Raw genomic sequence first — 281 nt, 5'->3', positions numbered from 1 at the left:
ATACGGAGGATCCAAGCGTTATCCGGATTTATTGGGTTTAAAGGGTGCGTAGGCGGCTTATTAAGTCAGGGGTGAAAGACGGTGGCTCAACCATCGCAGTGCCCTTGATACTGATGAGCTTGAATACACTAGAGGTAGGCGGAATGTGACAAGTAGCGGTGAAATGCATAGATATGTCACAGAACACCGATTGCGAAGGCAGCTTACTATGGTGTTATTGACGCTGAGGCACGAAAGCGTGGGGATCAAACAGGATTAGAAACCCGTGTAGTCCGGCTGTT

The 281-nt window shown here is 48.8% G+C and carries 1 rRNA gene; it reads left to right on the top strand.

What is annotated here, in order from left to right:
- Nucleotides 1-281, top strand: a 16S ribosomal RNA gene (locus AACV02_RS30080); the annotation flags it as partial.

It is taken from the genome of Pseudomonas sp. Larv2_ips (assembly GCF_963879675.1).
Classification (GTDB): domain Bacteria; phylum Pseudomonadota; class Gammaproteobacteria; order Pseudomonadales; family Pseudomonadaceae; genus Aquipseudomonas.
This window is presented reverse-complemented; position numbering and strand designations above follow the sequence as displayed.